Below are 23,504 nucleotides of genomic sequence, written 5' to 3'. Positions count from 1 at the left end.
CCCATGTGAGAGTAGGTCATCGTCAAGATTAAATTCCAGAAACCCTCATCGCTTACGCGTTGAGGGTTTTTGTTTTTGGGGCACGTTAAAGTCTTTTTCGTACCGTGCAGATACAAAAAAACCACCTGGTCGAGGTGGTTTTTTATTTTCCGGGAGAATCAATCCCCGCGGTATTCGCACCCGCTGGTGCAGGTCTCGTGAATACGAACGGCGGACAGCTCCGGCAGAAGGGGCTTCAGCTCATTCCAAATCCATTTCGCCAGGTTTTCGCTGGTTGGATTCTCAAGGCCGGGGATGTCATTCAGGTAATTATGATCAAGGCGTTCGTACAGCGGTTTGAAAATAGCCTTGATTTCCGAAAAGTCGCGGATCCAGCCTGTGTGAGGATCAACCTTGCCAGCCAGATGAATGCCGACACGAAACGAATGGCCGTGCAGACGTCCACACTTGTGACCCTCTGGTACGTGAGGGAGGCGGTGTGCTGACTCGAAGGTAAACTCTTTGAAGATTTCCACTGTGTATTGGCCCCGGAAAAATGGCGATCGCAGACGCGATAAATGCAATCGACGAGTTTAACAGCAATGGCCTGAAACTCCATGCAGGGCTTGTGTGTGACGATTCTTTCAGGTGCGATTGATGGCACTCGGCCAGATATATTCAGTTTGAGTTAAGTTGTACGGGGTAAGGTAAACGCCATAGAAGCATCGACCGCTATGGACACCTCCAACAATGAAAACGCTGACAACCCTGCTGGCGGCCCTGACATGTGTTCTGACTTCATGTGTCATCCAGGCGCGTGGTGTCGACCCGCAGGAGGTATTGCGCCTCAGTAACGCGGGCACTCTCCAGTCGGCTGAAAAACTCGATGCAAACGCCCTCAGCAAGCACCCTGGTGCCAGTATTCTTGATACACAGTTCAAGAATATATACGGCAGGTACGTTTACAATGTCGAGCTGCGTGACAAGCACGATGTTGAGTGGGTTCTCGAAATAGACGCCGCTACGGGCCAGGTCTACAGGAATCATCAGGATAACTAATGAATGTCGACAAGCGTCTCTGTGTCATCCTTGGTTTGAGTCTGACCTGCTCTTTTGTCTATGCCAGGGATCTGAATCAGGATGAAGCGCTCAGTCTGCGGCAGCGTGGGGTGATACTGCCTCTCGAACAGTTTATCGAGCGCGCGCTGGGTCTTCATCCCGGCGCTCGCTTGCTGGAGGCTGAGCTTGAGGAAAAAAATAACATGTACGTGTATGAATTCGAGTTGCTGACCCCACAGGGTGTTGTCCGTGAGCTCAAGTTCGATGCGCGCGATAGCCGATTGCTGAAAGACGAGGATGATGACTGATGCGCCTGCTCCTGGTTGAAGACCATGTTCCCCTCGCAGATGAGTTACTCGCTGCGCTGGGGCGGCAAGGTTATGCGGTCGACTGGCTGGCTGACGGTCGTGACGCAGTTTATCAAGGCGCAACCGAGCCCTACGACCTCATTGTTCTGGATCTGGGGTTGCCCGGCATGCCCGGGCTTGAGGTTCTCCAGCAATGGCGTGGCAAGGGCCTGGCTACCCCGGTACTGATTCTGACGGCACGAGGTTCGTGGTCAGAGCGTATAGAAGGCTTGAAGGCGGGGGCCGATGATTACCTGACCAAACCTTTTCATCCTGAAGAACTGCAGTTGCGTATTCAGGCCCTGTTGAGGCGTTCTCACGGGCTTGCCAACCAGCCAACCCTGGAGTCTGCCGGCCTTAATCTGGATGAAGGTCGCCAGAGTGTCAGCCGGGATGGCGTTGATATCCAGCTCACGTCTGCAGAGTTTCGTCTGCTGCGCTATTTCATGCTCCACCCTGGACAGATTCTCTCCAAAAGCCATCTCTCTGAGCACTTGTACGATGGCGAAAACGAGCGTGACTCCAATGTCATCGAGGTCCATGTCAATCACCTGAGGCGCAAACTGGGCCGCGCAGTGGTCGAGACCCGCCGTGGCCAAGGCTACCTATACGGCGGAGCCGGAGGTTGAAATCCATACAACGGCGTCTGAGCCTGGGTCTTATCGCCGTCATGGTCGTTGTCGGCCTGGTGATGGCGCAGACCAGTCTCTGGTTGTTTGAAGTGGGCCTGCAGCGCTATCTGGAGTCGGGCTTACGCAACGAGAGCGAGAACCTGCTGGTGGCGCTGGTCCGAGGTCCTGCCGGGCTGCAACTGGATGACCATCGCTTGTCGGGTGCTTATCAGCGCCCGCTGTCCGGCCACTATTTCCGCATGGACTTGCCGCAGGGCCACTGGCGTTCCCGTTCTTTGTGGGATTTTGAGCTGCCGCAGCCTGGGGTGGGGTTGCACGCTAACCTTGAACTTGGCAAGACCGGGCAGTCGCTGTTGATGCTGACCAGCGAATACCGAAAGTTCGGCAAGCAGATTTCAATTACCGTCGCCCAGGATTACACGCCGGTCAGGGCGAGCTTTCGTCTCATGCAGCAGATCGGGCTCGGGCTCGGGCTCGCAGCGCTGATCCTGGTGCTGGTTTTGCAGCGCATCACAGTGCGCAGGGCGCTTCGGCCTCTGGAAACCGTTCGCGAGCAGATCTTCCAGCTTCAACAGGGTCAGCGTTCGCAACTGGACAATCAGGTGCCCCTCGAGCTTGAGCCCCTTGTGGCTCAGATCAACCATCTGCTTGCACATACTGAAGACAGCCTGAAACGCTCACGCAATGCATTGGGCAATCTGGGGCATGCCTTGAAGACACCGCTTGCGGTATTGCTCAGCCTGGCCCTCAGTGGACAGCTGGACGGCAACCCGGCACTGCGCAAGACGTTGCAGGAGCAATTGGAAAATATCCGTCTGCGTCTGGAGCGTGAACTCAATCGGGCCCGTCTTTCCGGGGACGCGCTGCCGGGAGCCCGTTTCGACTGTGATGCCGAACTGCCCGGGCTGTTTTCCACGTTGGGCATGATTCATGGTGCCCACCTTCATTTGGTCAACGATGTTGAAGCAGGCATGCATCTGCCGTGGGACCGGGAGGATATCCTCGAACTGCTGGGCAACCTTCTGGACAACGCCTGCAAGTGGGCCGACAGCGAAGTGCGTCTGAGCATTCTCAGTCAGGCTCAGGGCTTCAGCCTGCTGGTGGACGATGACGGGCCCGGTATTCCGGAGTCGCAGCGCGCAGAGGTGTTCAGCCGTGGCGCTCGCCTTGACGAGCAGATTACCGGTCATGGCCTTGGCCTGGGGATTGTGCGCGATATCGTCGAGGCCTGGGGCGGCCAACTGCAATTGCAGGAGAGCCCCGCTGGGGGCCTTCGCGTACGCATTGATCTTCCCGAGCGCACCGCTCCATAAGTTGTCAGCCTGTAACTTTCAGAGTCTTCATACAAAAAAATAAGCTGGGTCTTAATGTCCGTCGGATACCGCCGATAGCCTGATAGGTATCTCTGACTCATAAAAATAACCATAAGGCCACTCCTATGCGTCTCAGTCTGAAAGCCAAGGTTCTGTCGCTGGCAGTCCTGCCGGTTCTGATATTTGCGCTGGTGATCAGTGCCACCACGGTGTTCATGCTGCACCGGCAGGCAGAGCGCGAGGTCAGTGATACGCGAGAGCGTCTGCTCTCTGAAGCCAAGGCAACGTTGCAGAACTACGTTGCGATCGCCATGACGGCCATCAAGCCGCTTTACGAGGCTGCAGCGCCGGGTGATGAAACTGCGCGCGCTAATGCGATCAAGCTGCTTTCCTCCATCAGTTATGGCAAGGATGGTTATATCTTTGGCTATGACTCTCAGGTAATCCGTATATTCCGTAGCAACAGTCCTGATGGCGTCGGCAAGAGTTTCAATGACGCCCGCGATGCTAACGGGGTCTACATCAACCGCGAACTGGTGGCGGTCGGCAAGGCGGGCACTCACTATGTGATGTACTCCTCGGCCCTGCCTGGCAAGACTGAACCTGTGCCCAAGATCGGCTACACGGATTATCTGCCGAAGTGGGATCTGATCATCGGTTCTGCCGTCAATATCGACGGCATTGACGCTAAAGTTGCTGAAGTCAGGCAGAACGTCGAAGCACGTCTGAAGGAAATGCTGTACAGCATTTTGGGTATCACCGTCCTGGTGCTGGTCATCATTGGCGTCATCGGGATATTGATGGCCGGCACTCTGCTACGTCCGCTCGGTTTGATGAAAAACAACCTGGATGACATCGCCGCGGGTGAAGGCGATCTGACTCGGCGTCTGGCCATTACCAGTAATGACGAGCTTGGTGATCTGGCTGGTTCGTTCAACCGGTTTGTCGACAAGATCCACGGTATGGTTCGTCAGGTCAGCGAAATGACCGGGCAACTCAATGGCCTGGTCGGAGAAGTGTCATCCCAGGCACAGCGCTCGGAAACCGCCATGGACCGTCAGCGCCACGAAACAGATCAAGTGGCGACCGCAATCAATCAGATGTCGGCTGCGGCTCAAGAGGTTGCCAAGAGCGCGCAGGGTGCTTCCGTGGCTGCTCAGCAGACCGACGAACAAGGGCGCGCCGCCAAGCGCGTTGTGGATGGCAGTATCAGACAGATTCATGCATTGGTAGACGACATCCGCAAAAGTGGCTCGTCACTGGATGTTCTGCAAAAGGACGTTTCTTCGATCGTCAGCGTACTGGGTGTTATTCGCTCTATCGCCGAACAAACCAACCTGCTCGCACTCAATGCCGCCATCGAGGCCGCGAGGGCAGGGGAAGCAGGGCGCGGTTTTGCCGTGGTTGCCGACGAGGTCCGGGCGTTGGCCAGCCGGACCCAGCAAAGCACGCAGGAAATTCAAGGGATGATCGACCGTCTGCAGCAGGGCACTCAGGAGGCCGTCACGGCAATGCGCCGTTCCAGCGAAGCTGGCGACGGGACCTCTGCGCAAGCCAACGAAGCAGGCACATCGCTGGTGACCATCGGTGAGTTGATTGCGACGATCAACTCGATGAACGCGCAAATCGCCAGCGCAGCGGAAGAGCAGACGGCGGTTGCCGAAGAAATCAATCGCAGCGTTCACCAGATTGCAGGTGCAGTTGAAAGCGTCGCCGATGAAACCCGGCAAAGCGCACAGACCTCACGCAGCCTTGCCGAACTGGGCTCGCGCCTTGACAGTCTGGTCGGTCAGTTCCGTGTCTGATGCCTGCGTGGCAGGGGCGCTGACGTCCGCAACAGCCTGCGCCTGCCACCGCGGTCATATTGCCTTCGTAGAAGATGGCACTCGTACGTTCAAGTGCTGACTAAGCTCTAGACCGGGCGCGAGGCGCGGTCTACTGACATGGACAGGACATGAACGAAACCACGTTGCAATACAAAACCCTCATTATGCTATTGGTGCTGGTCACCATTGCCTTCATATGGATTTTGCTACCGTTTTACGGCGCAGTATTCTGGGCGGTCATTCTCGGAATCATCTTTGCGCCTGTGCAGCGCAGGTTGCAGATCAAGTTCAACTGGTCACGCAATCTTACCTCCCTGTGCACCCTGACAATCTGTCTGGTGATTGCGATTCTGCCAGTGATCGTCATCAGCGCCTTGCTGGTTCAGGAGGGCACCACGCTGTACAAGAATGTCGAGACCGGGCAGCTGGATATTGCCGGTTATCTCGCCGAGTTCAAGGATCTGCTGCCGCACTCGATTCAGGCACTGCTCGACCGTCTGGGCATGGGCGACCTTGAAGGATTACGCGACAAGATCACCAAAGGGGCAATGCAGGGCAGTCAGTATCTGGCGACTCAAGCGTTCAGTTTTGGCCAAGGCACCTTCGATTTCGTGGTGAGTGTGTTCATCATGCTGTACCTGCTGTACTTCTTCCTGCGAGATGGGCAGGAGCTGGTACGCAAGATACGTACGGCCTTTCCATTGGGCGAACAGCAGAAGCGTCGTCTGCAACTCAAGTTCACTCGAGTGGTACGTGCCACGGTCAAGGGCAACGTGGTGGTCGCGGTAACGCAAGGTGCGCTGGGCGGTTTTATCTTCTGGGCGCTGGACATCCCGAGTGCGTTGCTGTGGGCAGTGATCATGGCCTTCCTGTCGCTGTTGCCCGCTGTGGGGGCGGGGATTGTCTGGGCTCCGGTGGCTGTCTACTTCCTGCTCAGCGGCATGATCTGGCAAGGTGTGGTGCTGGGGTTGTTCGGTGTTTTCGTGATCGGTCTGGTGGATAACGTGCTGCGTCCGATCCTGGTGGGCAAGGACACGAAAATGCCGGACTACCTGATCCTGATTTCAACGCTGGGCGGTATGTCGGTCTTTGGTCTGAACGGCTTTGTCATAGGACCTCTGGTGGCCGCACTGTTCATCTCCAGCTGGGGTTTGTTCAGCGGTGCCAAGAAGCCCGTCAGGCTGCCAGGCTGACATACCGTTACGCGTGGCCGATACAGACCCGCGAATGCCCCTGTCGTTATCAGGCAGGGGGATGCGCGGGTTATTCATTTATGTAACAGGCCTGGAACAGACTTCATTCAGAGCCCCTTGCGGCAATGACAGCCGACTCCATGAAGGCTGCCAGATCGGTATTGAAGCGCAATGCTTCTTCCAGAAATGGCGCGTGACCTGAGTTTTCGTACACCTTCGATAGAATCCGCGCATTGAGTTGCCGGGCGCGTGCGATGCTGGGCTGAACGTTGACCAGCTCATCCTTGGCACCATACAGCATCAATACCGGCACCTTTGCTTTGGGCAAGCCTTTGGCCACATCGACAGTCATTGCAGGCGTGGCACGGGTCATCGTCCACGATGCCATCGCAGCATTCGACAAAAGCCGTTCGAAAGTCGGTGCATCTGGCTGTGTGTGGAAGCACAGTCCGAGAAAAGTGCGTACTGCATCAAGGTGTGTCTTCAGGTCCTCTGAACTCAGGCCGGCATATACATGAGGATGGGCTGTAATCAGAGCAGCATTAAGCTCAATGACACCATCAACATACACAACGCCGCCGATCTTCGCGTCACCATAGGCGGCGAGGTAGTTAGACATGACCACGCCCCCCAATGACCAGCCGACCAATACTGGACGCTTGCTGTTCGTGGCTTCAAGTACCGCTGCCAGATCGTCCGCGTAACGGCGCCCGTTACGGTACGCCTCGGTATTAGCGGGCTTGTCGGAAAGCCCGTGACCGCGCAGGTCATAGGTAATCATTCGATAACGCTGCAGCTGCGGACTAACGATCTGCTTTTCCCAATTGAGGCGGCTGCCCAGCAAACCGTGAATGAAAATCAGGGCTTGCCCGTTCGGATCGCCTGATTCCTGCACAGCGAGTTCGACGCCGTCAGGGGCTGTGACGGTGTAGTGTTTGTCTACTGCCAGGGCCAGTGACGATAGTCCGGCCAGCAGCGCAGCAAGCAAGGTATTGCGCAGCAGGTGAACGAAGCGAATGTGATTCATGAGGCTATTTCCACGCGGCAGAAGTGATGGGCGCACTGTAGGTCGATGACGTAGGACGGTCTATGACGTAAGATCCTGATGAATTGATTGATCGTCCTGAACTCGAAGTGGCCTCCATGCAAGCCCCGTCAAATGACCCCATCAGCGAGCTACTGCTCGGTATGCGTCTTTTCGGCGTTCAATTCCGCAGGCTGGAAGTTGTGCCGCCTCTGGGTGTTGGCTTCACTAACGCAATCGGACGAGCACAGTTTCATTTCGTCGGACGTGGGCCTGTCTGGCTACGCAGCGCTGAGAACGTTCTATACAAACTCGATACCGGAGACGCGGTTCTTATTCCGCGCGGTGGGCACCACGCTATGTTGACGATCGAAAGCACGTCTGCAAGCGATGTACAGCGGTTTGATCCGTCTACCGGCATCAGCGATGGCGTTCAAGATCGGGCAGATGCCGGGGAGGGCGCAGCTGTTGATCAGGCGATTATCTTTAGCTGTTGCATGGAGTTGGAGCTGGGCGGCATGCAGCCGCTTGTTGCCGCCATGCCGGATGTTATGCAGGTCAGCACTCTGCTGGAGACGTGTCCCGAGCTGCGGCCCATGCTCGAGGCAATGGAGCGTGAAGCCTTGATGCTACAGGCTGGGCACGCAGGCATTCTGGCACGTCTTGCTGAAGTCGTGGCCGCGCTGCTGGTGCGTGGCTGGGTTGCAGGCGGCTGTGGGAATGCCACGGGCTGGCTCGGTGCTTTGCAAGACCCTCGGCTGAGTCGAGCCATCGTTATGATGCACCAGCATCCAGGCAGACGCTGGACGGTAGCTACGCTTGCCCATGAGGCCCGGCATTCTCGATCAGTGTTCGCACAGCGCTTTCTCGAAGCAACGGGTAAGCCGCCATTGCAGTACCTGACGGAGCTGAGAATGCGCCTGGCATTGCACAGCCTGAGCCGCGAGCAGCATTCGGTGGAGACCGTTGCCAATCAGCTGGGGTACGGTTCATTGGCGGCCTTCAGTCGCGCATTCAAAAGAACGGTGGGCATATCGCCAGGCGCTGTGCGGGCCGCGAAAAGCGTCGACGGGTAACCATTTCAGCCGTTTCCGAAGGCAAAAAAAACCCTGCTCGATAGCAGGGTTTTTTGTTTGCAGATGATCAGCCTGCTACGTGCAGACCGGCATTGACCACCAGATCGAGCAGCGGTTGCGGGTACACGCCCAGCACGAAGGTCAGGATCGCGACGGCCAGCAACATTACGCCGCCAGTGCGCTGCGCCCAGTTGATCGCTGCGTCGTGGCGTGGAAGCTTGTTGTCGACCAGATACATGGTGACCATCACTCTCAGGTAATAGAACACGCCAATGGCGCTACCGATCACCAGTGCTCCGATAAGCCACCACAGTTGCGACTCGACACCGGTGGCAATGATGTAGAACTTGCCGATGAAGCCTGCGGTAAGCGGGATACCTGCCAGCGAGAGCATCATCAGGGTCATGACTGCCGTCAGGTACGGACGACGCCAGAACAGCCCGCGGTATTCGAACATCGCATCGGCATCACGTCCGCTGTAAGGCGAAGACATCATGGTGATCACGCCGAAGCTGCCCAGCGAGGTCAGCACGTAAGTTGCCAGATAGACACCAATCGCCTCGACCGCCATGCCTTTGCTGGCCACCAGCGCAATCATCAGGTAACCGAAGTGGGCGATGGAGGAGTAGCCCAGCAGACGCTTGAGGTTGGTCTGAGTCAGCGCAAGCAGGTTGCCGACCAGGATCGACGCTACGGCGATGACTGCCAGCACGTCATGCAGGACGCCACTGCTGGCTGCCGGTGAAATCTGGAACAGACGCACCAGCACGGCAAACACTGCCACCTTGCTGGCCGTAGCCAGGAAGGCCGCTACCGGCGCAGGAGCGCCTTCGTAAACGTCCGGGGTCCACAGGTGGAAAGGTACCAGCGACAGTTTGAATGCAAGCCCTACAACCATCATACCCAGACCCAGGCTGGCAATCGGGCTTGGCATCCCTGTCGCGGCAATGGCTTTGCCAATACCTTCGAAGCTCAGCGAGCCAGCTTCTGCGTACAGCAGCGCCATGCCGAAGAGCAGGAACGCTGAACCTGCAGCCGATAGCACCATGTACTTGATGCCGCCTTCCAGCGAACGCTTGTTGAAGAAGGCATACGCCACCAGACCGTAGACCGGCACCGAGAGCAGCTCCAGACCAATGAACAGCCCGGCCAGGTGTTGAGCGCTGACCAGCACCAGCCCACCGGCCGCTGCCAGCAGGATCAGCAGATAAAGCTCTTCACGATTGCCTGGATAACCTGCCTTGCCGTCACCCAGATAGGCGTGTGCCATGGTCACACAGGCCAGGGTAGAGGCAAGGATGATTGCCATGTACAGGCAGGCAAAGTTATCGATGTGTAGCAGTGGTGTCACGACCAGTGGGGCAACTTTCAGTGCCGGATAGATCGACAGCAGGGCCAGGTTGAGACCTGCTACTGAAAGCAGGAACGTTTGCGAGTGATTGCGGCGCCATGCGATCGCCAGCATCACCACTACAACGGTGAGGCTGGTGATCAGCAGTGGCGCAAGCGCAATAAAGTGTTGAATCGTCAGGTCCATAGCGCTCTTACCGGGCCGAAGCGAGTTGAGTGAAGGCAGTGCCTAGCCATTGCTGCACGCCGTGCATGGTCGCTGCCGATGTGTCGAGGAACGGCTGCGGGAAAACCCCGAGCACGACCAGCAACACCGCAAGGCCCAGCACCATGATCATTTCACGTCCGTCCATGCCCTTCAGAACCTCGTCGGACTTCGACGGGCCGAAGTAGGCGCGGTGGATCATGATCAGCGAGTAGACAGAACCAAATACAAGACCGGAGGTGGCGATCGCCGTGATCCATGGTGAGCTGGCGAAGCTGCCCAGCAGAATCAGGAACTCGCCGACGAAGTTGCCGGTGCCCGGCAGACCCAGAGAGGCGGCAGCAAAGAACAGGCTGATGGCCGGGATGTAGGCGATACGCGACCACAGGCCGCCCATCTCGCGCATGTCACGAGTATGCAGGCGCTCGTACAGCTGACCACTGAGAATGAACAGTGCCGCAGCCGACAGGCCGTGGGCAATCATCTGGATCAGTACGCCTTGCAGCGCTTGCTGGCTGCCGGAGTAGATACCGATCAGTACAAAGCCCATGTGCGAAACGCTGGAGAACGCAATCAGGCGCTTGATATCGGTCTGGGCAAACGCGAGGAATGCACCGTAGAAAATACCGACCAGCCCCAGCGTCATTGCAATGGGTGCGAACTCGGCCGATGCGTTGGGGAACAGTGGCAGGGCAAAGCGCAACAGGCCGTAGGCAGCGGTCTTCAGCAGGATACCTGCCAGGTCGACCGAACCGGCAGTCGGTGCCTGGGCATGCGCATCCGGCAGCCAGGAGTGCAACGGCACCACCGGCAGCTTCACGGCAAAGGCAATGAAGAAGCCCAGCATCAGGATGTATTCGGTACCCGGTGCCAGTTTGGTCTTCAGCAGGTCAGCGTAGGCAAAGGTGATCACGCCTGTCTGATTGAAGTGCACCAGCACCAGCCCCAAGATCGCCACCAGCATGATCAGGCCGCTGGCCTGAGTGAAGATGAAGAACTTGGTGGCTGCGTAGATACGGGTTTTCTTCCCATCCGAAGAACTGTGACCCCAGAGCGCGATGAGGAAATACATCGGCACCAGCATCATTTCCCAGAAGAAGAAGAACATGAACAGGTCGATGGCCAGGAACACGCCGACGACACCGCCCAGGATCCACATCAGGTTAAGGTGGAAGAAACCGACCTTGCGCTGGATTTCCTTCCACGAGCACAGCACCGACAGCACACCCAGAAGGCCGGTCAGCAGGATCATCAGCAGCGACAGACCATCGAGTGCCAGATGCACGTCGATGCCGAAGCGAGTGATCCACGGGTGGTGGAATTCCAGGGTCCAGGTCGGGTCGGCGCCAGGCACCGGCGCGTAGCCGAAATTGCCGCTAGCCCACAGCCAGAGGCCGAGAACCAGTTCGAGGGTCATTGTCAGCAGCGCGATCCAGCGCGGCAGGGTAGAGCCGAAGCGCTCACCCAGCCAGCACAGCAGGCCGCCGATAAAGGGGATCAGGATTAGCCAAGGCAGAATCATGACGGGCTCAATTCCTTTCGCAAATTCGCAAGGTTCATGTCAGACCGCAACCAGAACGACGGCACCAAGTACCAGAACGGCACCCACGGCGATCGAGGCAGCATACCAACGCAGCTGGCCGGTCTCGGTACGGCTCATAGTGTTATGACCGCCTTTGACCAGACGTGGGATCAAGCCGATGGTGCGGTCGAACGGATCGCTACGCAGCACATGACTGATCGCCAGATAAGGTTTGACGAACAGCTTGTCGTAGATCCAGTCGAAGCCCCAGGCAGCGAACCACCAGGCCGACAGGAAGCGGCCCGGACCACTGTTGGCGATTGCCGTTGCCAGGCGGCGCTTGCCGAGAAACAGCAGCGCTGCCAGCAGGATACCGGCCAGGGCGATGGCGCCAGAGGCGATTTCCAGGCTGTGTTTGGCTTCGCCACCGGCGTGGCCAACGCTCTGCGGTAGAACACCTGCCAGTGGCGGGGTGATCAGCGCGCCAATGAACGTCGACAGCACGATCAGTACCGACAGCGGCAACCAGTGAGCAATACCGTGACCTGCGTGTGCTTCGGTCTTGGCTTCACCGTGGAACGCGATGAAGATCAGACGGAAGGTGTACAGCGACGTCATGAACGCGCCAACCAGACCGGCATACAACAGGCCATTGTTACCGCTGGCGAATGCTTCCCAGAGAATTTCGTCCTTGGAGTAGAAGCCTGCCGTCAACAGCGGCAGGGCAGCCAGTGCTGCACCGCCGACGATGAAGCTGGCGTAGGCCAATGGCAGTTTCTTCCACAGGCCGCCCATCTTGAAGATGTTCTGCTCGTGGTGGCAGGCAACGATCACCGCGCCGGAAGCAAGGAACAGCAGCGCTTTGAAGAAGGCGTGGGTCATCAGGTGGAAGATCGCGCCTTCCCAGGCGCCAACACCCAGTGCCAGGAACATGTAACCGATCTGGCTCATGGTCGAGTAGGCGAGGATACGCTTGATGTCGGTCTGCACCAGTGCGGCGAAACCCGCCAGAACCAGCGTGACGCCGCCTACAATGCCGACCAGATGCAGTATGTCCGGTGCCAGTGCGAACAGGCCATGAGTACGCGCGATCAGGTAGACGCCCGCGGTAACCATGGTCGCTGCGTGGATCAGCGCCGAAACCGGAGTAGGACCGGCCATCGCGTCAGCCAACCAAGTCTGCAGTGGCAGTTGGGCAGATTTACCGACCGCACCACCCAGCAGCATCAAGGTTGCCAGAACGATCCAGAAATCGCCGACCTTGAAGTGTTCCGGCGCCCGGACCAGCAGTTCCTGCACATTGAGCGTGCCCAATTGCTGGAACAGGATGAACAGGCCGATGGCCATGAATACGTCACCGATACGGGTGACGATGAACGCTTTGAGCGCTGCATTTCCGTTATTGCGGTTGCTGTAATAGAAACCGATCAACAGGTAGCTGCACAGGCCCACGCCTTCCCAACCGAAGTAGATGAACAGCAGGTTGTCGCCCAGGATCAGGAACAGCATGCTGGCAATGAACAGATTGGTGTAGGAGAAGAAGCGCGAGTAGCCCGCTTCACCGCGCATGTACCAGGACGCAAACAGGTGGATCAGGAAGCCGACGCCAACCACGACGCCCAGCATCGTGACGGACAGACCGTCCAGATACAGCGCGAAGTTGGGCTGGAAGCCATCAACGTCCATCCAGCGCCACAGCACCTGGGTGTAGTGACCACCTTCCGGCGGTGCGACATTGAATTGCCAGATGACCCAGGCCGTGACGATGGCTGAAAGGCCGATAGAGCCGACGCCAATGAGCGCCGCAAGGTTTTCCGATATGCGCCCACGAGAGAACGACAGCAGCAGAAAACCGATGAGGGGAAATACGAAAGTCAGAAAGAGAAGATTCATCCGCGCATCTCGCTGGCAGCATCGATATCGAGAGTGTGGAAGCGGCGATACAGTTGCATCAGTATCGCCAGGCCGATACTGGCCTCGGCTGCCGCAAGGCTGATCACCAGGATGAACATGACCTGCCCATCCGGTTGCGCCCAACGACTGCCGGCCACTACGAACGCCAGTGCAGAGGCGTTCATCATTATTTCCAGGCTCATCAACACGAAGAGAATGTTACGGCGCACCATCAGGCCGACCAGACCCAGGCAGAACAGGACCCCGGCGACCGCCAGACCGTGCTCAAGAGGGATAGCATTCATTGGCTTGGCTCCTTGGCCTCGTTGCGGCCCAGATGGAATGCCGTGACGGCTGCAGCAAGCAGCAGCATCGAGGCAAGTTCCACCACCAGCAGATAAGGCCCGAACAGGCTGATGCCGACCGCCTTGGCGTCGACTGTGGTGTGACCGATTGCAGCGCCAGTCTGATTGGCGAACAGTACGTACAGCAACTCGGCCAGCAACAGCGTGCCGAGAATAACCGGACCAATCCAGATGCCGGGTTTGAACCATGCACGTTCCTGCTGAACCGAGGCTGGGCCGAGGTTCAGCATCATCACCACAAACACGAACAGGACCATGATCGCGCCCGCATAGGCAATGACTTCCAGCACACCGGCAAACGGCGCACCGAGGCTGAAAAAAGTCATGGCCACAGCGATCAGCGAGATGATCAGGTAGAGCAGGGCATGCACCGGATTCGTGTTGGTGATCACCCGCAGGGTGGACACAACAGCGATACCGGATGCGAAGTAGAAAGCGAATTCCATCTTTACTTCCTTAAGGCAGCAAGCTCTTGACGTTGATCGGCTCGGCTTCATTCTGTGCGGAGCCCTTGGGCTTGCCGCCGATGGCCATACCGGCAACGCGATAGAAGTTGTAGTCAGGGTTCTTGCCGGGACCGGAGATCAGCAGATCTTCCTTCTCGTACACCAGATCCTGACGCTTGAAGTCGGCCATCTCGAAGTCCGGCGTAAGCTGGATTGCGGTAGTCGGACACGCTTCTTCACACAGGCCGCAGAAAATGCAGCGCGAGAAGTTGATGCGGAAAAAGTCCGGGTACCAGCGTCCGTCTTCTGTCTCGGCCTTCTGCAGCGAAATACAGCCGACCGGGCATGCCACTGCACACAGGTTGCAGGCTACGCAGCGCTCTTCGCCGTCAGGGTCGCGGGTCAGAACGATACGGCCACGGTAGCGGGGCGGCAGATATACCTGCTCTTCGGGGTATTGCAGGGTGTCGCGTTTGCGGAAGCCGTGGCCGAAGACCATGACCAGGCTGCGCAACTGGGTACCTGTACCCTTAACGATGTCACCAATATATTTGAACATGGGTCAAATCCTCACTGAACCGAGCCTGCCGGTGTGTTCAACAACACAATCGCAGCAGTCACCAGCAAATTGATCAGGGTCAGCGGCAGACAGAACTTCCAGCTGAAATCCATGACCTGGTCATAACGCGGGCGCGGGATGGAGGCGCGCAGCAGGATGAACAGCATGATGAAAAACGCGGTTTTCAAGGCGAACCAGAAGAATGCCAGCGATGGCAGAATGTCGAACGGGCCGTGCCAGCCACCGAAGAACAGCGTCACCAGCAGCGCCGAGATCAAGATGATCCCGATGTATTCGCCCACGAAGAACATGCCCCATTTCATGCCGGCATATTCAATGTGGTAGCCGTCAGCCAGTTCCTGCTCGGCTTCCGGTTGGTCGAACGGGTGGCGGTGAGTGACCGCGACGCCAGCGATGAAGAACGTACAGAAGCCGAAGAACTGCGGAATGATGAACCACAGGTTCTGCGCCTGATATTCAACAATGTCGCGCATATTGAACGAGCCGACCTGAACCACGATGCCCATCAGCGCAAGGCCCATGAACACTTCGTAGGACACGGTTTGTGCCGAAGCACGCAGGCTGCCCAGCAGGGCGAACTTGTTGTTGCTCGACCAGCCGGCGAACAGCACCGCATACACGGACAGACCGGCCATGGCGAAGAAGAACAACAGACCGATGTTCAGATCCGCGACGCCCCAGGTCGGGGTGATCGGGATGACCGCAAAGGCGATCAGCAGGGCACTCATGGCAACCACCGGCGCCAGGGTGAAGATCACCTTGTCGGCGAACGGTGGGGTCCAGTCTTCCTTGAAGAACATCTTCAGCATGTCGGCTGCGATCTGGAACATGCCGAACGGACCCACACGGTTCGGACCATAACGGTCCTGCCACCAGCCCAGCAGACGACGTTCGATGAAGCTCAGCAGGGCACCACAAACCACGACCGCCAGCAACACCACGATGGCCTTGACCACTGCAATGATTGCGTCGATCACATCAGGGGTAAACCAGGTCATTGCGCTGCCTCCTGCAGACCGTCAACGGATTTGCCGAAGAGTGCTGGCGGAATGCCAGGCAGTCCTGCCGGCAATGCCACAAGGCCCGCGCCCAGTTCTTCGCTGATGCGCAACGGCAAGGTCAGCGTTTCACCGCCGATGCTCAAGGAGAGCAGGGCACCGTCGTTGACGCCGAGACGATCGGCTTCGGACTTGGCCACTGCGACATAGGCCTGCGGGATGCGTTCCTGAACCGGCGCGGCCAGAGACGAGGTTTCGTCGCTGCCAAACAGGTGGAAGAACGGCACGACCTGCCAGGTGCCGCGCTCTGGAGAGAACGCACGTGGCACGCTGGAGAACCACGACAGACCATCGCCCTGGCTTTCGATCAGGCGAGTGCCCGGGTCGCCGGCGCGCAAGTGACCGCCGACTTCGTCCTGGAATTTGTTCCAGGCCTGCGGCGAGTTCCAACCCGGAGACCAGGCGAACGGCACTTGCTGACGAGGTTCGGCGGAACCTGAATAACCTTCCATGGAGAAGGAGAACGCTGTATCGATGTCTTGCGAGGTGCGCGGCTCATGCACGCTGATGTTGGCGCGCATCGCCGTGCGACCACTGTAGCGCAGTGGTTCACGAGCCAGTTTAAGGCCCTTGATCCGGAACGAGGCAGACGGCGCAGCGTTGACGATACCCGCCAGTTGCGGGGTGCTGCTGGCGCAGGCTTCGGTGACGTGATCGAGTTGCGTCCAGTCGACCGGCTTGTTCAACAAGGTGGCGCGCAGGGCATGCAGCCAGCGCCAGCCTTCGTGAACCAGAATGCTGGCATCCAGGTAGGTCGGATCGAACACCTGGAAGAAGCGCTGGGCGCGGCCTTCCTGGCTGACCAGCGTGCCGTCGCCTTCCGCGAAGCTGGCAGCTGGCATGACCAGATGCGCACGATCACTGGTCGGGGTTTTCTGGTGGTCGGCGACGATCACGACTTTGGCCGCGCTCAGCGCAGCGTCGACGATTTTGGCGTCTACACGGCGATACAGATCGTTTTCCAGTACCACGATGGCGTCGGCCTGACCGGAAATCACTGCTTGCAGGGCGGCATCGACAGAATCGCCACCAAACATCGCCAGACCCATGCTGTTGGCTTCCGGCACGATCAGGCTGATAGAGCCTTGCTTGTCACGCAGCTTCAAGGCCTTGGCAATGTTTGCCGCCGCCTCGATCAGCGCTGTCGAGCCCAGCGAGCTACCGGAAATGATCAGCGGACGTTTGGCCGCGAGCAGGGCATCGGCAATACGTTGCGCCAGTTCCAGCGCCTCGCTGTCCAGACCTTCTACGGCCGGGGCGCTGGCGTCCAGTGCATGGGCAACGGCGAAACCGATGCGAGCCAGGTCGTCAGGTGCAGCGTGCACGCATTCTTCTGCGACATCGTCGAGACGGGTCTCGGCGAGGCTGGCAATGAACAGCGGGTTAAGTTCGTGCTGGCCAATGTTCTTCACGGCAGCGTCGAGCCACGGCTGGACTTTCATCGCCGCAGCCATGTCTTCAGCCTTGCCCTTGACGGCCTGACGCAGGCCCAGAGCCATACGTGCAGCTGTCTGGGTCAGGTCTTCGCCGAGCACGAAAATGGCATCGTGATCTTCGATGTCACGCAGGGTCGGGATCGGCAGCGGACTGTCGTTCAGGACCTTGAGGATCAGCCTGATACGCTCCAGCTCACCGGCTTCGATACCGCTGTAGAAATGCTCGGCGCCCACCAGCTCACGCAGTGCGTAGTTGCTTTCAAGGCTGGCGCGAGGAGAGCCGATACCAACGATGTTACGGCCGCGCAGCAGATCCGCCGCCTTGTCCAGTGCTTGGTCAAGGCTCAGTTTGACCTGGCCTTCAGCGAGCAGCGGCTGACGTGGACGGTCTGTGCGGTTGACGTAGCCATAGCCGAAACGGCCGCGGTCGCAGAGAAAGTACTGGTTGACCGAACCGTTGTAGCGGTTTTCGATACGGCGCAATTCACCGTAACGCTCACCCGGGCTGATGTTGCAGCCGCTGGAGCAACCGTGGCAGATGCTTGGCGAGAACTGCATGTCCCACTTGCGGTTGTAGCGCTCGGAGTGGGTTTTGTCGGTGAACACACCGGTCGGACAGACCTCGGTGAGGTTGCCGGAGAACTCGCTTTCCAGCGTGCCGTCTTCAACGCGACCGAAGTAAACATTGTCGTGAGCGCCGTAAACGCCCAGGTCAGTGCCGCCTGCGTAGTCTTTATAGAAGCGTACGCACCGATAACAGGCGATGCAGCGGTTCATCTCATGCGCGATGAACGGCCCCAGCTCCTGATTCTGGTGGGTACGCTTGGTGAAGCGATAACGGCGCTCGTTGTGGCCGGTCATCACCGTCATGTCCTGCAGGTGGCAGTGACCACCTTCCTCGCAGACCGGGCAGTCATGCGGGTGGTTGGTCATCAGCCATTCGACGACACTGGCCCGGAAGGCCTTGGACTCATCGTCTTCGATGGAGATCCAGGTGTTGTCGGTGGCTGGCGTCATGCAGGACATGACGATACGACCGCGTGTGTCGTTCTCGTCCGTGTACTGCTTGACCGCGCACTGGCGACAGGCGCCAACGCTGCCAAGGGCAGGGTGCCAGCAGAAATAAGGGATATCGAGGCCCAGCGACAGACATGCCTGTAACAGGTTGTCTGCACCATCGACTTCGAGCGCTTTGCCGTCTACGTGAATAGTAGCCATGGTTCAAAGGTCTTCGTTGGCCCGTTGTCAGCGGGCGTGGCTAATGGAATCTCGGTAGTACCCGTATCGTTCAGCCCGGAGGGCGTCAGCAGGTACGAGGACGGCAGCCCGAACAGCCGCCGGCCGTTGTGTCTTGTTATGCGCCGACCACGGTCGGACTTTTGCCCGGGACGAGCGTGGTTGCGCTGGCCGGCGCAATACCGGCTTCGAACTCCGAACGGAAATACTTGATCGCGCTGCCCAGCGGTTCAACAGCGCCCGGTGCATGAGCGCAGAAGGTCTTGCCTGGGCCGAGGAAATTGACCAGACCCAGCAGGGTTTCGATATCCCCCGGCTGCCCCTGACCCTTCTCGATGGCGCGAAGCATTTTCACGCTCCATGGCAAACCGTCGCGGCATGGGGTGCAGAAACCGCAGGACTCCTGAGCGAAGAACTCTTCCATGTTGCGCAGCAGCGAGACCATGTTGATCGAATCGTCGACGGCCATCGCCAGACCGGTGCCCATCCGGGTGCCGACCTTGGCAATACCGCCTGCGTACATCTGGGCGTCCAGATGCTCCGGGAGCAGGAATCCGGTACCGGCGCCACCGGGTTGCCAGCACTTGAGCTTGAAGCCATCACGCATGCCGCCGGCGTAGTCTTCGAAAAGTTCGCGAGCCTGTACGCCGAAGGGCAGTTCCCACAAACCGGGGTTTTTGACCTTGCCGGAGAAACCCATCAGTTTGGTGCCGTGGTCCTCACTGCCTTCGCGGGCCAGCGACTTGTACCAGTCGTTGCCGTTGTTGACGATGGCGGGGACGTTGCACAGGGTTTCGACGTTGTTTACGCAGGTCGGCTTGCCCCAGACGCCTACGGCAGCAGGGAAGGGCGGCTTGGAGCGCGGGTTGGCGCGGCGGCCTTCCAGCGAGTTGATCAGTGCGGTTTCTTCACCGCAAATGTAGCGACCGGCACCGGTGTGCACGAACAGTTCGAAGTCGAACCCGGTGCCGAGAATGTTCTTGCCCAGCAAACCGGCGGCCTTGGCTTCCGCCACTGCGCGATTGAGGTGCTTGGCCGCAGTGACGTATTCGCCGCGCAGGAAGATATAGCCGCGATAGGCTTTCAGCGCGCGGGCACTGATCAGCATGCCCTCGACCAGCAGATGGGGCAGTTGCTCCATCAGCATGCGGTCTTTCCAGGTGTTGGGCTCCATCTCGTCCGCGTTGCACAGCAGGTAGCGGATGTTCATGGATTCGTCTTTGGGCATCAGGCCCCATTTCACACCGGTGGGGAAGCCTGCGCCACCGCGGCCCTTGAGGCCCGAGTCCTTGACCGACTGGACGATATCGTCAGGCGACTGTTGCGTCAGCGCCTTGCGCGCTGCTGCATAACCGTCTTTGGCCTGATACTCGTCGAGCCAGACCGGCTCGCCGTCGTCGCGCAGACGCCAGGTCAGCGGATGGGTTTCTGCCGTGCGCGCAATGCGATTGGCAGGGCCGAAGGAAGTGATGGTCATAGGTAACCCTCCAGCATCTTGGCAACGCCAGCAGGCTGTACATCGCCGAAAGTGTCGTCGTCGACCATCACGGCCGGCGCCTTGTCACAGTTGCCGAGGCAGCAGACCGGCAGCAAGGTGAAGCGACCGTCAGCGGTGGTCTGACCCAGGCCGATGCCCAGTGAGCTCTTGATCTCGTCGACCACGTTTTCGTGGCCGCCGATGAAGCACACCATGCTGTTGCAGACGCGAATTATGTGGCGTCCGACCGGCTGGCGGAAGATCTGGCTGTAAAAGGTGGCAACACCTTCGACGTCGCTGGCGGGGATGCCCAGTAAATCGCCGATTGCGTAGATGGCGCCATCTGGCACCCAGCCACGCTCTTTCTGAACGATCTTCAGGGCCTCGATGGACGCCGCGCGCGGGTCTTCGTAGTGATGCATCTCGTGCTCGATGGCCGAGCGCTCGGTTTCGCTCAGGGCGAAACGGTCAGTCTGGATTAGCGGGCTATTCATGCTTAGCGGTCCACGTCGGCCATAACGAAATCGATACTACCCAGGTACGCGATCAAGTCCGCGACCATGCTGCCTTTGATCACCGAAGGGATCTGCTGCAGGTGCGGGTAACTCGGGGTGCGGATCCGGGTACGGTAGCTCATGGTGCCGCCGTCGCTCGTCAGGTAATAGCTGTTGATACCCTTGGTCGCTTCGATCATCTGGAAGGACTCGTTGGCCGGCATGACCGGGCCCCACGAAACCTGCAGGAAGTGCGTGATCAGGGTTTCGATGTGCTGCAGGGTGCGCTCTTTCGGTGGCGGCGTGGTCAGCGGATGATCCGCTTTGTACGGGCCTTCCGGCATGTTGCGCATGCACTGATCGATGATCTTGATGCTCTGGCGCATCTCTTCTACGCGGACCATGCAGCGGTCGTAGGCATCGCCGTTCGCGGCCAGCGGTACTTCAAACTCGAAGTTCTCGTAGCCGGAGTAAGGGCGTGCCTTGCGCAAGTCGAAATCGCAGCCCGTGGAGCGCAGGCCTGCACCGGTGACGCCCCATTCCAGGGCCTCTTTGGTGTTGTAGGCGGCAACGCCCACGGTACGACCCTTGAGGATACTGTTCTGCAGGGCAGCCTTGGTGTATTCGTCAAGGCGCTTGGGCAACCAGTCGACGAAGTCCTTGACCAGTTTTTCCCAGCCACGAGGCAGGTCGTGGGCGACCCCGCCGATACGATACCAGGCCGGATGCAGACGGAAACCGGTAATGGCTTCGATCACGGTGTAGGCTTTCTGGCGGTCGGTGAACGTGAAGAACACCGGCGTCATGGCACCCACGTCCTGGATGTAGGTACCCAGGAACAACAGGTGGCTGGTGATACGGAAGAACTCGGCCATCATGATGCGGATGACGTCGACCTTTTCCGGTACCTTGATGCCTGCCAGTTTTTCGACAGAGAGTACGTAAGGCAGGTTGTTCATCACCCCGCCGAGATAATCGATGCGGTCGGTGTACGGGATGAAGCTGTGCCAGGACTGGCGCTCGGCCATCTTTTCTGCACCACGGTGGTGGTAGCCGATGTCCGGAACGCAGTCGACGATTTCTTCGCCATCCAGCTGCAGAATGATACGGAACGCACCGTGAGCGGAAGGGTGGTTCGGCCCGAGGTTGAGGAACATGTAGTCCTCGTTCGCGCCAGAACGTTTCATGCCCCAGTCTTCCGGACGGAAACGTGCAGCTTCCTCTTCCAGTTGCTGTTTGGCGAGGGTCAGGCTGTAGGGGTCAAACTCCGTCGCGCGGGCAGGGAAGTCCTTGCGCAGCGGGTGACCTTCCCAGGTTGGCGGCATCATGATGCGGCTTAGATGCGGGTGTCCCGGAAAGTCGATGCCGAACATGTCCCAGACTTCGCGCTCATACCAGTTGGCGTTGGGCCAGATACTGGTAATGGTGGGCACACTCAGGTCGCTTTCGGACAGCGCTACCTTGATCATCACGTCGCTGTTTCGCTCGATCGACAGCAGGTGATAGAACACGGTGAAGTCTGCACCGGGCAGGCCGCGACGGTTGGTGCGCAGACGCTCGTCCACGCCATGCAGGTCATAGAGCATGGAGTAGGGCTTGGGCACGTTGCGCAGGAACGTCAGAATTTCAAACAGCCGGGCGCGCTCGACCCACAGGACCGGCATGCCGGTACGGGTCGGCTGGGCAGTGAACGCCTCGGCACCAAAACGGTTGTTCAGTTCAACGACGACGTCTTGGTCGTCAGCCTTGTAAGGCGGGATGTACAGAGCGTTGTCTGCAGTCATAGGTCTCAATCACTTCGGTCAACGTACAGAATCAACCCCGGTTCCTGTCTTTTTTATAAGAAGAACGGGCTGTATCAGACTTCGTCGGGGCTGCGCAGGTTGGTTACCTGAATACGCTGTTCGCGGCGCTGTTCCTTTTGCGAAGGCATCTCGGCGCGGTATACGCCTTGATCGCCAACGACCCAGGAAAGAGGGCGACGCTCCTTGCCGATGGATTCCTGCAACAGCATCAAGCCTTGCAGAAATGCTTCGGGGCGGGGCGGGCAGCCGGGCACGTAGACATCCACGGGAAGGAATTTGTCCACCCCCTGGACCACTGAGTAGATGTCGTACATGCCACCGGAGTTGGCACATGAACCCATGGAAATGACCCACTTGGGTTCGAGCATTTGCTCGTAGAGACGCTGGATGATCGGTGCCATCTTGATGAAGCAGGTACCGGCAATGACCATGAAATCCGCCTGTCGTGGCGACGCCCGGATAACTTCCGCACCGAAGCGCGCGATATCGTGAGGGGCCGTGAAGGCGGTGGTCATTTCCACATAGCAGCACGACAAGCCGAAATTGTAGGGCCACAGGGAGTTTTTACGTCCCCAGTTGACCGCACCATTCAGCACGTCTTCCAGCTTGCCCATGTAGATGTTTTTGTGGACTTGATCTTCTAACGGATCGGAAACGGTTTCCCGTTTGCCGATGGGGTACTGCTCGTTAGGAGCGTCCGGGTCGATCCTTGTGAGATTATATTGCATCGCCAAAGCCTCATTGTTTCAGCTTCGCTTGCCGATTACGGCGACCTTCAGGAGCCCAGTCAAGAGCGCCAACCCGCCATAGGTAGACAAGACCTGCCAACAGAATTGCTATGAAAACGAGAGCTTCGACGAATCCGGTCCAGCCGCTTTCGCGGACGGACACAGACCAGGCAAAGAGAAAGAGGGCTTCAATGTCAAAGATCACGAAGAGCATCGCGACCAGATAGAATTTTGCGGAGAGACGCAGACGCGCACTGCCGGTAGGCAGCATGCCGGATTCGAAAGGTTCGTTCTTGCTGCGGCCCCAGGCCTTGCTTCCGAGCAGGCTGGAGAGGCCGAGCATGAAGGCGCAGAGGCCGACAACACCCAAAAGGAAAATGGCGAAGCCCCAGTTATGGGCAATCAGACCTGTCGATTCGGGCATGCTGTCAGTCCTTGTTAGAGAGCAAAGGTCTCTGTG

General features: G+C 58.5%; 22 protein-coding genes and 1 pseudogene. 8 read left to right on the top strand and 15 right to left on the bottom strand.

What is annotated here, in order from left to right:
• Positions 1-158: 158 nt before the first annotated feature.
• The gene (queD, locus tag RYC17_RS17165; RefSeq protein WP_003317991.1) at positions 159-515 is read right to left on the bottom strand and encodes a 6-carboxytetrahydropterin synthase QueD; all 357 of its coding nucleotides are present in this window, start codon (positions 513-515) and stop codon (positions 159-161) included.
• Positions 516-729: 214 nt separating this feature from the next.
• On the opposite strand from queD, the gene RYC17_RS17160 reads away from it, so the two are divergent.
• The 7 genes and pseudogenes from RYC17_RS17160 (at position 730) to RYC17_RS17135 (ending at position 6,349) form a co-directional block, all read left to right on the top strand.
• Entirely contained in the window at positions 730-1,038 is a 309-nt protein-coding gene (locus RYC17_RS17160; RefSeq protein WP_058400387.1) for a PepSY domain-containing protein, read from the top strand.
• Positions 1,038-1,346 carry a PepSY domain-containing protein gene (locus RYC17_RS17155; protein WP_002554027.1) on the top strand — a complete coding sequence of 103 codons (309 nt, stop codon included), beginning with the start codon at positions 1,038-1,040 and terminating at the stop codon, positions 1,344-1,346. Before RYC17_RS17160 ends, RYC17_RS17155 begins: the two co-directional genes overlap by 1 nt.
• Positions 1,346-2,014, top strand: a complete 669-nt coding sequence (locus tag RYC17_RS17150; protein WP_004659446.1) for a response regulator transcription factor — start codon at positions 1,346-1,348, stop codon at positions 2,012-2,014. The genes RYC17_RS17155 and RYC17_RS17150 overlap by 1 nt, the downstream gene beginning before the upstream one ends.
• The gene (locus RYC17_RS17145; RefSeq protein ID WP_058400388.1) at positions 2,011-3,330 is read left to right on the top strand and encodes a sensor histidine kinase; all 1,320 of its coding nucleotides are present in this window, start codon (positions 2,011-2,013) and stop codon (positions 3,328-3,330) included. The genes RYC17_RS17150 and RYC17_RS17145 overlap by 4 nt, the downstream gene beginning before the upstream one ends.
• A 125-nt stretch (positions 3,331-3,455) precedes the next feature.
• A pseudogene (locus RYC17_RS27000) lies at positions 3,456-4,277 on the top strand (cache domain-containing protein); the annotation flags it as partial.
• 15 nt (positions 4,278-4,292) lie between these two features.
• On the top strand, positions 4,293-5,135 hold the full coding sequence (locus RYC17_RS26995; RefSeq protein WP_371217824.1) for a methyl-accepting chemotaxis protein: 843 nt from the start codon (positions 4,293-4,295) through the stop codon (positions 5,133-5,135).
• A gap of 149 nt (positions 5,136-5,284) precedes the next feature.
• The gene (locus RYC17_RS17135) at positions 5,285-6,349 is read left to right on the top strand and encodes an AI-2E family transporter (RefSeq protein WP_004659453.1); all 1,065 of its coding nucleotides are present in this window, start codon (positions 5,285-5,287) and stop codon (positions 6,347-6,349) included.
• Between the two features lie 103 nt (positions 6,350-6,452).
• On the opposite strand, the gene RYC17_RS17130 is transcribed toward RYC17_RS17135, so the two are convergent.
• Positions 6,453-7,376 (bottom strand): alpha/beta fold hydrolase, encoded by a 924-nt coding sequence (locus RYC17_RS17130; protein ID WP_057401720.1) that lies wholly within the window; start codon positions 7,374-7,376, stop codon positions 6,453-6,455.
• 116 nt (positions 7,377-7,492) lie between these two features.
• On the opposite strand from RYC17_RS17130, the gene RYC17_RS17125 reads away from it, so the two are divergent.
• Positions 7,493-8,449 carry an AraC family transcriptional regulator gene (locus RYC17_RS17125; RefSeq protein WP_316903840.1) on the top strand — a complete coding sequence of 319 codons (957 nt, stop codon included), beginning with the start codon at positions 7,493-7,495 and terminating at the stop codon, positions 8,447-8,449.
• A 67-nt stretch (positions 8,450-8,516) separates the two neighbouring features.
• Here the strand turns inward: RYC17_RS17125 and nuoN are convergent, their stop codons facing one another.
• The 13 genes from nuoN to RYC17_RS17060 form a co-directional block, all read right to left on the bottom strand.
• Positions 8,517-9,986: an NADH-quinone oxidoreductase subunit NuoN gene (gene nuoN, locus RYC17_RS17120; protein WP_002554023.1), complete on the bottom strand. Its 1,470-nt coding sequence runs from the start codon at positions 9,984-9,986 to the stop codon at positions 8,517-8,519.
• Between the two features lie 7 nt (positions 9,987-9,993).
• Positions 9,994-11,526 (bottom strand): NADH-quinone oxidoreductase subunit M, encoded by a 1,533-nt coding sequence (gene nuoM, locus RYC17_RS17115; RefSeq protein ID WP_316903838.1) that lies wholly within the window; start codon positions 11,524-11,526, stop codon positions 9,994-9,996.
• Positions 11,527-11,565: 39 nt separating this feature from the next.
• The gene (nuoL, locus tag RYC17_RS17110; protein WP_122258943.1) at positions 11,566-13,419 is read right to left on the bottom strand and encodes an NADH-quinone oxidoreductase subunit L; all 1,854 of its coding nucleotides are present in this window, start codon (positions 13,417-13,419) and stop codon (positions 11,566-11,568) included.
• Positions 13,416-13,724 carry an NADH-quinone oxidoreductase subunit NuoK gene (gene nuoK / locus RYC17_RS17105; RefSeq protein ID WP_002554020.1) on the bottom strand — a complete coding sequence of 103 codons (309 nt, stop codon included), beginning with the start codon at positions 13,722-13,724 and terminating at the stop codon, positions 13,416-13,418. Before nuoK ends, nuoL begins: the two co-directional genes overlap by 4 nt.
• Entirely contained in the window at positions 13,721-14,230 is a 510-nt protein-coding gene (nuoJ, locus tag RYC17_RS17100) for an NADH-quinone oxidoreductase subunit J (RefSeq protein ID WP_122258944.1), read from the bottom strand. The genes nuoK and nuoJ overlap by 4 nt, the downstream gene beginning before the upstream one ends.
• A gap of 10 nt (positions 14,231-14,240) precedes the next feature.
• Positions 14,241-14,789, bottom strand: coding sequence for an NADH-quinone oxidoreductase subunit NuoI (gene nuoI, locus RYC17_RS17095; protein ID WP_002554018.1), 549 nt, complete (start codon positions 14,787-14,789; stop codon positions 14,241-14,243).
• A gap of 11 nt (positions 14,790-14,800) precedes the next feature.
• Positions 14,801-15,808 carry an NADH-quinone oxidoreductase subunit NuoH gene (gene nuoH / locus RYC17_RS17090; RefSeq protein ID WP_003371726.1) on the bottom strand — a complete coding sequence of 336 codons (1,008 nt, stop codon included), beginning with the start codon at positions 15,806-15,808 and terminating at the stop codon, positions 14,801-14,803.
• Positions 15,805-18,522, bottom strand: a complete 2,718-nt coding sequence (gene nuoG, locus RYC17_RS17085; protein WP_316903837.1) for an NADH-quinone oxidoreductase subunit NuoG — start codon at positions 18,520-18,522, stop codon at positions 15,805-15,807. The genes nuoH and nuoG overlap by 4 nt, the downstream gene beginning before the upstream one ends.
• Positions 18,523-18,658: 136 nt before the next feature.
• Entirely contained in the window at positions 18,659-20,017 is a 1,359-nt protein-coding gene (gene nuoF / locus RYC17_RS17080; protein ID WP_122258946.1) for an NADH-quinone oxidoreductase subunit NuoF, read from the bottom strand.
• The gene (gene nuoE / locus RYC17_RS17075; RefSeq protein ID WP_002554014.1) at positions 20,014-20,511 is read right to left on the bottom strand and encodes an NADH-quinone oxidoreductase subunit NuoE; all 498 of its coding nucleotides are present in this window, start codon (positions 20,509-20,511) and stop codon (positions 20,014-20,016) included. Before nuoE ends, nuoF begins: the two co-directional genes overlap by 4 nt.
• 2 nt (positions 20,512-20,513) lie before the next feature.
• A complete protein-coding gene (nuoC, locus tag RYC17_RS17070) occupies positions 20,514-22,295 on the bottom strand; it encodes an NADH-quinone oxidoreductase subunit C/D (RefSeq protein ID WP_002554013.1) in 1,782 nt (593 codons plus the stop codon).
• Positions 22,296-22,369: 74 nt separating this feature from the next.
• Positions 22,370-23,044, bottom strand: a complete 675-nt coding sequence (locus tag RYC17_RS17065; RefSeq protein ID WP_002554012.1) for a NuoB/complex I 20 kDa subunit family protein — start codon at positions 23,042-23,044, stop codon at positions 22,370-22,372.
• Between the two features lie 10 nt (positions 23,045-23,054).
• Entirely contained in the window at positions 23,055-23,468 is a 414-nt protein-coding gene (locus RYC17_RS17060) for an NADH-quinone oxidoreductase subunit A (RefSeq protein WP_002554011.1), read from the bottom strand.
• Positions 23,469-23,504 lie beyond the last annotated feature (36 nt).

The organism is Pseudomonas syringae group sp. J248-6, assembly GCF_032586995.1.
Taxonomy (GTDB): Bacteria; Pseudomonadota; Gammaproteobacteria; order Pseudomonadales; family Pseudomonadaceae; genus Aquipseudomonas; species Aquipseudomonas amygdali.
The sequence above is the reverse complement of the archived record's forward strand: the minus strand, read 5'-3'. Positions and strand labels throughout refer to the sequence as shown.